This window comes from Streptococcus sp. 2018037 (assembly GCF_019754195.1).
GTDB lineage: Bacteria > Bacillota > Bacilli > Lactobacillales > Streptococcaceae > Streptococcus > Streptococcus hashimotonensis.
Map to the genome: position 1 here is coordinate 22998 of NZ_JAIJZQ010000025.1, position 8400 is coordinate 31397.

Sequence of the window (8400 nt, forward strand, 5' to 3'; positions counted from 1 at the left end):
TAACCTCTTTTACAATGTATGTTCTGTACGACCAATGATGTCGTCTTGTGTTGCTCTCGACAATACATTGAAGAATGCTGAATAACCTGCTACACGGACAATCAAATCACGGTGTTTTTCAGGATGTAGTTGTGCATCAATCAAGGTTTCTCGAGAGACAACATTGTACTGAATATGATAGCCATGCAAGCGGTTAAAGAATGTCCGCAAGAGGGCAATTAATTTTTGTTTGTCTTCTTCTTTGGCAAGTGTTTGTGGATTGACCTTCTGATTGAGCAGAACGCCTCCAACAATTTCATGCGTTGGTAATTTGGCAACTGATTTCAAAACGGATGTCGGTCCATTTTTATCCATATTATGTGATGGAGAACAACCTTCTGCCAACGGTGTACCTGCATTTCGACCATCTGGAGTTGCCAAGGTACCACGCCCCTGTCCAACGTTTGCTGAAATGGATGATGTACCTGAATAACGGATACCACCAATCGGACCACGACCAAAGCGAGTATTTGGATATTTGGCAATCTCATCGATATAAATATCATACGCTGCTGTTACCAATTGGTCTGCATAATCATCATCGTTACCATATTTTGGTGCATCTTCAATCAACATTTCCTGGATTTCTTTACCACGCTCTCCAGCATAGTCTGTTTCCAAAGCATGCCACAATTCTTCTGGAGTCAATCGTCCTTCTTCAAAGACTAATTTTTTGATTGCTGCTAGAGAATCAGATAAATTGGCAATCCCAACCTGCAGACCAGAAATGTAATCGTAAATTGCTCCGCCTTCTTTCAGCTGCTTGCCACGACCGATACAGTCATCTGTCAGAGCTGAGCAGAGAATGTCTGGTACTTCTCTTTCTAAAGCAATGTCAATTGCATTTTCAACGATAACACTCATCCGTGTTAGATGACGAAGTGTCTTTTCCCATGCCGTTTCAAGCTCTTCAAAGGATTTCATATCTTTGAAGTGACCAAAGGCTGGTGCAAACCGTTTGCCTGATGCAGGATCGATACCATCATTCATGGTAATCAATAAAACTTTCGGGAAATTCATATAGCTCATACCTGTACAACGGTAGCCCCATTTACCAGGAACAGCCGTTTCTACACAGCCAATCGCACTGTAGTCATAGGCATCCTCTTCCAAGACACCTTTCTCTATAAAGGATGGAATGATAATTTCATCGTTGTTGAAGGCAGGCATACCAAAACCAAGTTTCATGACTTCAATACATTCATTCATGAAGCGAGCATCTAGGCCTGCATGATAGCGAACGGTCAAGTTTGGCTGTGGCAGATGTGTTTGGGCAACAGATTTCAATACTAAGTAAGAAAGTGGATTGACAGCATCCTTCTTATCACGTGTTTGTCCACCAATGGTTACATTTTGGTATAGTGGACTACCAGCAGATGAGAAGGTATGTGATTGACTACGAACCTTGTTGATAGTAATAGTCTTAATCCACAAGTTAGTCAAGCGTTCGACGATGCTGTCTTCCGTTTCACGTCCTGCTTCTAAATCAGCTTTCGCATACGGATACATGTATTGGTCGAAACGTCCATAGGATAGAGAATGTCCATTTGACTCGATTTGTAAGATACACTGGATAAACCAGACAGATTGCACTGCCTCTGCAAATGTTTCAGCAGGTTCATACGGCACCTTCGCACAAATCCGTGCAATCTCCAGTAGTTCTTGACGGCGTTGAGCGGTTGGAGCTTTCTCTGCCAATTCAGTAGCCAAGGCGACAAAACGATCTGCGTATGCTTTCACCGCATCAATGATGATAAAGATTGAGTCATAGAAATGATATTTATCAATACTTGCAGGATCCGTCAAATCGAGATTAGCCTTTGCTTCACGAACTCGCTCCTCAAAACCACGCAAACCTTGTTCCAATACCTTTTGGTAATTGACAGCCAAGTGGGCATCGCCAGAGTTCATCTTACCTTCCATACCAAAGAAGCCAGTTTCCATATAAACTTGAACTTCTTCTGGAAGCAAGACACCTGCACGTGAACGAAGATTATTCTTTTCCCAGAATGGAGCGATGCTGCGCAACTGCTCCTTGGTTTCCTCGGTAATATAGAAGACATCCCCGTCCCGTTTTTCGAATAAGTCCAATTCATTCAATACAAACTCTAAGGTATATTCTGGGAAGATGGGAGCATCTTTATTTGAAGAAGCTTGGTTACCTGCAATCAGACTTTCTTCTTCAATATAAAGCGTCATGTTCTCCAATATTTCCTTGAGCATATAGGCCCTTTTTAATACATTGGGCTTTTCTCTATGTTCTTGATAGGCTTTTGTTGCTAAAACAGCCCGTTCCGCGTCAATATAGGGCTTCTTATCAAGGACATCTTCTCTGTATTTGTTCATCCGATCTGTCAGACTTCCAAAATACTCAGTTTTAATGCTAGTGCCAGCTACTTCAGTCACTGTTTTCATAGTTTTACCCTTTCTTTCGAAACTTAATTTTGTTTCGTTTGTAAATTAAGTATATCCTGTAATAGGGGTTATTGTCAATTGATGCTAGTGAGAGCTAAGATTTCCGAAGCCAGCTGCACATTTGTGCAACTATTTTGTCTGACATCATTGACTAAACTGTTTCTTTCATTTCACTTTCATAGGCAATCTTATCTTGGATTTTGAAGAATGGGAAATAAACAATAGTTGAGACAGCTAAAATAATAATTTGAACAACTGCACCTTGCCAACCACCCACCATAAAACCAGAAATGATTGCTGGGGTAGACCATGGTAGGGTCACACCTGAAAATGGTTGCATAAAGCCTATTGAGATTGCACCGTAGACAATGAAAGCCGCTAAGATTGGTACCAGGACAAATGGTAAGAACATAACAGGGTTCATCACAATTGGGAAACCAAAGACGACTGGTTCATTAACGTTAAAGAGTGCAGGAAAGGCCGCTACCTTACCAAGAGCCTTATATTGTTTTGATTTTGCGGCAAATAGCATTGCAAAAACAATACCAAAGGTAATACCTGAACCTGACATGATCAAGAAACTATCCAAGAATTGTTGGGTCACGATGTGGGCGCCATTTTCCAGAGACAATTTATCTGCTGCTAAAAGGGCCTTATTGGCATCGAGGTTTGACAATAGTAAAGCAGTAACGACACCATTGACAACTGACTGACCATGTACACCAAACCACCAGAGGAAGGAAATGAAGAAAGCAATTCCAATCGCACCTGGTAATGAACCTGTCAAACCTTGTAGTGGCACTTGAATCACATCGTAAATCATTTCAATGAATGTACCACCGTTTGTCGCCATCTTGGAAACAATATAGACAATCATAGATAGCAAAAATATGACAAAAGCTGGAATCATAGCTTCAAACTGCTTGGCAATAGCTTGCGGTACTTGTTCAGGCATCTTGATAACAATATGACGCTGAATAAAAGTCGTATAGATAGCGCCCACTACCAAACCAATAATAATCGCACCGATAATTCCTTGACCACCAAACCATACTTTTGCGATGGCATCACCGATTGGTTCTCCATCAACTGGAATATAAGATGATTTCAAGAGGATAAAGAATGAAGACAAGGACAGTACACCCGCAGGGAGAGGCTCAACTCCACTATTTTTGGCGTAAGAATAGCCGATCGCAAAACAAGAAATCAAGCCCATAATTGCAAAGGTTCCGCTATAGACTTGCATAAACGGTTCAGTCCATTCCGCTCCAAATATAGAAGCTATTGCAGCATTTAAGCCTTCAAAGGGCAATTGCCCCAAAATTAAGAAAATACTACCAACTACTGTTAAAGGCAAGATAGCCAACATACCATCTTTTAGAGCGATGATCCCTTTCATATTCACAAATTTCATGATTGGGACAATAATTTTTTGTGTATCAATTTTGGACATGACCATACTCCTTTATGAAACCATGCTGAGTGCCAATTGAAGAACTTTTTTCCCGTCCAACATCCCGTAGTCTGCCATTGGAATCACAGCAATAGGGACTTGCTTTTCATCACAGAGCGCTTTAGACTTATCAAGCGTATATGCTACTTGTGGTCCCAGTAAAGCTACATCGATTTCGTCAAGGTAATCTGCAATTTTCCCTTGAGAATGCGCGTCGATTTCTACTTCGACACCTGCGTCTGCTGCTGCAATCTTCATGTTGTTTACCAACATGCCTGTAGAAAAACCAGCGGCACAAAATAGAGCGATTTTAACCATTTCGGTTTCCTCCTAAATATAATTTTTTTGTTTTAGCCAACTTTTTTTAGTTCTTTCCGCAAATCAATGATTTCTTTAATCAAATTGATTTCTGTAATAGATGTCATCAAATGGTCTTGCGAATGGACAAATAGTGCTGTAATATCAGATTTTGCTCCCCCAGCTTCCTGTGCTAAGAATTTTGTCTGCATATTGTGAGCTTCTAATAATGCTGCATCTGCCAATTCTAATTCCTCTTCTGCTCGCTCTTCTTCACCTGCTTTGACAAGCGACAAAGCTTGGTAGGCGTGACTTTTCGCATCTCCAGCATAAATAATCAATCCCATGATCAATTGATCTGCAATAATCATTTCCATTTCTTTTCCCTCCAATTTGTTTTATTTGTAAGTTATTATATTTCTTTCGTAAGTAAATCATATCATTTTCTCTTTATAGCGTAAATATATTTATAGAACATTTTCCGTTTTAATTTATTTCTGCACTTTTGTGCATATTTTGGGATAAAAAATACTTCAACCACCTTTAAGCGATTGAAGTATTCTCTTGCTAATTTGTATGGACGTGCTCATCATTATCCAGTTCTAAAACTTTTACGATGGTTCGTTCATCTGTTACCAGATGATGAATGTAGCCAGCTCGCAATACAGCTAAAATGGCTTGGGCCTTTTCCTCCCCATATGCAAGAGCTATGGTATCTGGAACTTCTTTTAAATCATCTAAAGAGATGGCAATGGTCCTCTTTTGTAAATCCTCAACGACAGCTTGACCGTATTGATTCAGACCACGACAGCAGGTTTCACCGACTGCACCTTCATCTGACGAGGCTTGAAAATCATCTGTCGTCAACATATCTAACCACTGACGATTTTTTTCATCGACTCGGCCGCCAATACCGATTGCTGCTACATCTAAGTCCTTCCAGTCAGCACGTAGCTCCTCGAAATATTTAGAAGAAAGAATACCTTGAGCGAGTTCTTGATTCTCCTGGATAATCGTCGCATTGATAAAACTACATTCTCCACGAAATTTATTGGCCATATCGTAAATCAGAGTATTCACATGATAACGTGCGTGGATATGACTTGGACCGCCAGCTATTGGAACAAATTTGACACCTTTCATACGATGATTCCCTATCTTATCTACAATAAGACTGAGGCTTCTCCCCCATGAAAAACCAACTTTCTTTCCATCATCAATTAGATTGGTAAGCATATCGGCTGCAGCCTGTGCCAGACGATTTTCTAAATCAAGCTGGTCCTCATCGGTGCTGTTTTCAACCAGTTCTAAACCTTTTAATCCATATTTTTCTTGAACATATTTTTCAAGTCGGTATAGGCGCCTATCAAAATCTTGAATTTCTATTTTTACAATGCCTTCTGACTTAGCCTTGGTCAACATTCTACTGACTGTCGTTCTATAAATTCCTGTCTCAGCAGCAATCTCAGCTTGGCTTTTCCCCTCTTCGTAATAAAGATAGGCTATTTTTGCCAACTGCCTTCTTTTTTCTTGCTTCATACTGCCCCCAACCTAAACTAGCCTTACTGTGACTCTAGCATTTTCTAATTCTTTGACAAGATCTTCAGAAATCGACGTATCTGTAATGACCTGAGCAACTTGACTTAAACCAAATCTGCGTACTGTCCCTCGTTTTGTAAATTTACTAGAATCTGTTAGCACAATCATGTTTTCAGCAACGTCAGACATGTATTGTACTACTTCGCTTCGCATTAAGTTTTTACCTGTAAAACCATGCTCACTATCATAGCCGTCAGTTCCTACAAAAGCCTTATCAACATGGAAAAACTGAATCATTTTATGTAAGAGCGGCCCAACTGTTACTTGGGAATCTTTTTGAAACTCACCACCCAATAAAATAATCTGACAGCTATCATATTGTCGCACATAATTGGCTATAAAATAAGAATTTGTTATGATGGTCACATTTCTCTTGGTTTTGCAAATTTCTTCTGCCAAGAGAGCACAAGTTGACCCAGACTCTATCATAATCGTTTCATTGTCAGCAATAAGATTTGCTGCTTCTTTTGCAATTCGTTTTTTTACGTCATAGCGAAAGGACATCCGAATATTGAGGTCATCGCCACTATTTAGAACAGCATAGCCGTGTTCTCTACGTAATAAACCTTTTGATTCTAACTTATCCAAATCTTTACGGATGGTTACCTTAGAAACGTCCAGTTGTTCCGCCAAACTATTGACATCTATTTTTTCATGTTGTGATACCAGTTGTATAATTTTATCTAATCGTTCCATTTCATCACCTCATCATTATTCTATCAAATTTTGACTCTTTTTCAACTATTTGCAACTTTTAAACTTACGTTCGTAATTGTAAAACTTTCTTTTGTGTGATAAAATCAAATTAATCGAAAAGGAGAAAGAGTATGAATACACGAAAAGGCATTATTTTTAACATTCAACATTTTTCACTCCATGACGGTCCAGGTATACGTACGACAGTTTTCTTGAAAGGCTGCCCCCTACGTTGTCCTTGGTGTGCAAATCCAGAATCTCAAAAACGAAAACCTGAACCCATGCTTGATGCTATTAGTAAAAAAATGACCATCATGGGAGAAGAAAAATCTGTTGATGACATCATATCCGAAGTCATGAAAGACATTGATTTTTATGAAGAATCTGGTGGCGGGCTCACGCTGTCTGGTGGAGAAATTTTTGCCCAATATGAGTTTGCGAAAGCTATTCTTATGGAGGCAAAAAAACACGGCCTTCATACCGCTATTGAAACCACCGCTTTCGTGGAACACCGCAAATTTGTTGACCTTATCCAATACGTTGACTTTATCTATACTGATTTAAAACATTACAATACAATTTCTCATCGAAAAGTCACCGGCGTCAACAATAACCTTATCATACAAAATATCCAATACGCCTTTTCCATCGGAAAAGAAATCGTCCTACGTATCCCTGTTATCCCTGACTTTAATAATTCCCTTGAAGATGCTGAACAATTCGCCTGTCTCTTTAATCAACTCAAGATTGACAAAGTCCAACTACTCCCCTTCCATCAATTTGGAGAAAATAAGTATAAGCTTCTCAATCGAACCTATGCTATGACCGATGTCAAGGCTCTCCATCCAGAAGATTTAAAAGACTATCAAGCAATCTTCATCAAACATAATATCAACTGCTATTTCTAACTTTGAGAAATACAAAAACTTCCTCGGCTGAGCCAATAGCATTCCTATAGAAATACATACTAATATGCAAAAAAAAAGCCCACCTCAAGGGTCAATGTCATTAAGTTAAGCATTTAAGCAGCTAAAGAAACTATTCCCGTCTGAGCAGTTCATGACAAAACGGGAATAGTTTTTGTATTTAGGGCGCACAAAAAGGAAGGTTTTTAACCCAAATTTTTAACTATTATGATATTCTATAAGTGAAGCTTACAGGTGCCTTGCTTTTTATCTTTCTTTGGAACGTTCGATTGGGTCGGATGATGGATAAATGTTTGGCAATGTAGGTTTCTAATTGAGAGGAAGTGAGTTCAGCTCTAAGAAATTTTCGACAGGCATAAACAGCGTCTGAAAAACAAATTTTATAAGCCTGTTTTAACTTTGATGTTTTAATAGCAACGTGTGAGGTTAGCCATTTACAAATATTAAAGTTGATAAAGCGAGCGTAGATTTCTTGGAGAATCCCTTCCTTCTTTTTCGCGTGAAAATGAGTCAGACCGATGCTGTATTTTAGGTCACGAAAACTGGTCTCTATGCCCCATCTGTAAGCATAGAGATCTTTTAATTTTTCTGGAGAATAATCGGTGTTTGTCACCAAAGTTTCAAAGACTCCCGGCTTGATTTCGAGACGCACCATTCGGAAATGAAGGTCATAAAAACTGATTGGCTCACATTTTCGGCTAGAGTTTGGTAAAAAGTTAAAGGAAGCATTATGAGGTAAAAAATGATACTGATTAGGGAAGTCTCGATACAGTTCTTTCATCTCATTGGTCTGTTTCCGGCAGATGTTTAGGTCAAATTTTTCATCAAAACAAGAGGTGTCAGGGAGATTAAATCCTGACTTCATAGAATGATTCCCGTCACGAATACGGATAATATAGGACCAATTTCTTTCTTGACAGTGTGCCATGACATTGTAGGATTCATACCCTCTGTCCATAATAACTAGAGCTTGCT

Annotated in this window: 8 protein-coding genes; 1 reads left to right on the plus strand and 7 read right to left on the minus strand. The window is 39.3% G+C overall.

Annotation, left to right across the window (positions count from 1 at the left end; translation table 11 throughout):
- Positions 1-9 precede the first annotated feature (9 nt).
- The 6 genes from K5Q29_RS08635 to K5Q29_RS08660 all read right to left on the minus strand — a co-directional run bounded on the left by K5Q29_RS08635 (position 10) and on the right by K5Q29_RS08660 (position 6499).
- Positions 10-2454, minus strand: coding sequence for a glycyl radical protein (locus tag K5Q29_RS08635; RefSeq protein WP_105139597.1), 2445 nt, complete (start codon positions 2452-2454; stop codon positions 10-12).
- Positions 2455-2605: 151 nt separating this feature from the next.
- On the minus strand, positions 2606-3907 hold the full coding sequence (locus K5Q29_RS08640; protein ID WP_024414650.1) for a PTS sugar transporter subunit IIC: 1302 nt from the start codon (positions 3905-3907) through the stop codon (positions 2606-2608).
- 12 nt (positions 3908-3919) lie between these two features.
- Positions 3920-4225 (minus strand): PTS sugar transporter subunit IIB, encoded by a 306-nt coding sequence (locus tag K5Q29_RS08645; RefSeq protein ID WP_002935430.1) that lies wholly within the window; start codon positions 4223-4225, stop codon positions 3920-3922.
- A gap of 32 nt (positions 4226-4257) precedes the next feature.
- Positions 4258-4581, minus strand: a complete 324-nt coding sequence (locus tag K5Q29_RS08650; RefSeq protein ID WP_024376531.1) for a PTS lactose/cellobiose transporter subunit IIA — start codon at positions 4579-4581, stop codon at positions 4258-4260.
- A gap of 190 nt (positions 4582-4771) precedes the next feature.
- Positions 4772-5743, minus strand: coding sequence for a sugar-binding transcriptional regulator (locus K5Q29_RS08655; protein WP_105139596.1), 972 nt, complete (start codon positions 5741-5743; stop codon positions 4772-4774).
- 12 nt (positions 5744-5755) lie between these two features.
- A complete protein-coding gene (locus K5Q29_RS08660) occupies positions 5756-6499 on the minus strand; it encodes a DeoR/GlpR family DNA-binding transcription regulator (RefSeq protein WP_011922238.1) in 744 nt (247 codons plus the stop codon).
- Positions 6500-6630: 131 nt separating this feature from the next.
- Here K5Q29_RS08660 and K5Q29_RS08665 point away from each other — a divergent pair, with 131 nt between their 5' ends.
- Entirely contained in the window at positions 6631-7407 is a 777-nt protein-coding gene (locus tag K5Q29_RS08665; protein ID WP_105135746.1) for a glycyl-radical enzyme activating protein, read from the plus strand.
- Between the two features lie 223 nt (positions 7408-7630).
- On the opposite strand, the gene K5Q29_RS08670 is transcribed toward K5Q29_RS08665, so the two are convergent.
- On the minus strand, positions 7631-8400 hold a 770-nt coding region (locus K5Q29_RS08670; protein WP_205032677.1), incomplete at its 5' end, for an IS4 family transposase.

Coding starts and splice junctions, on each gene's coding strand:
- K5Q29_RS08635 (WP_105139597.1), bottom strand. CDS start 2,454: ATGAAAACAGTGACTGAAGTAGCTGGCACTAGCATTAAAACTGAGTAT.
- K5Q29_RS08640 (WP_024414650.1), bottom strand. CDS start 3,907: ATGTCCAAAATTGATACACAAAAAATTATTGTCCCAATCATGAAATTT.
- K5Q29_RS08645 (WP_002935430.1), bottom strand. CDS start 4,225: ATGGTTAAAATCGCTCTATTTTGTGCCGCTGGTTTTTCTACAGGCATG.
- K5Q29_RS08650 (WP_024376531.1), bottom strand. CDS start 4,581: ATGGAAATGATTATTGCAGATCAATTGATCATGGGATTGATTATTTAT.
- K5Q29_RS08655 (WP_105139596.1), bottom strand. CDS start 5,743: ATGAAGCAAGAAAAAAGAAGGCAGTTGGCAAAAATAGCCTATCTTTAT.
- K5Q29_RS08660 (WP_011922238.1), bottom strand. CDS start 6,499: ATGGAACGATTAGATAAAATTATACAACTGGTATCACAACATGAAAAA.
- K5Q29_RS08665 (WP_105135746.1), top strand. CDS start 6,631: ATGAATACACGAAAAGGCATTATTTTTAACATTCAACATTTTTCACTC.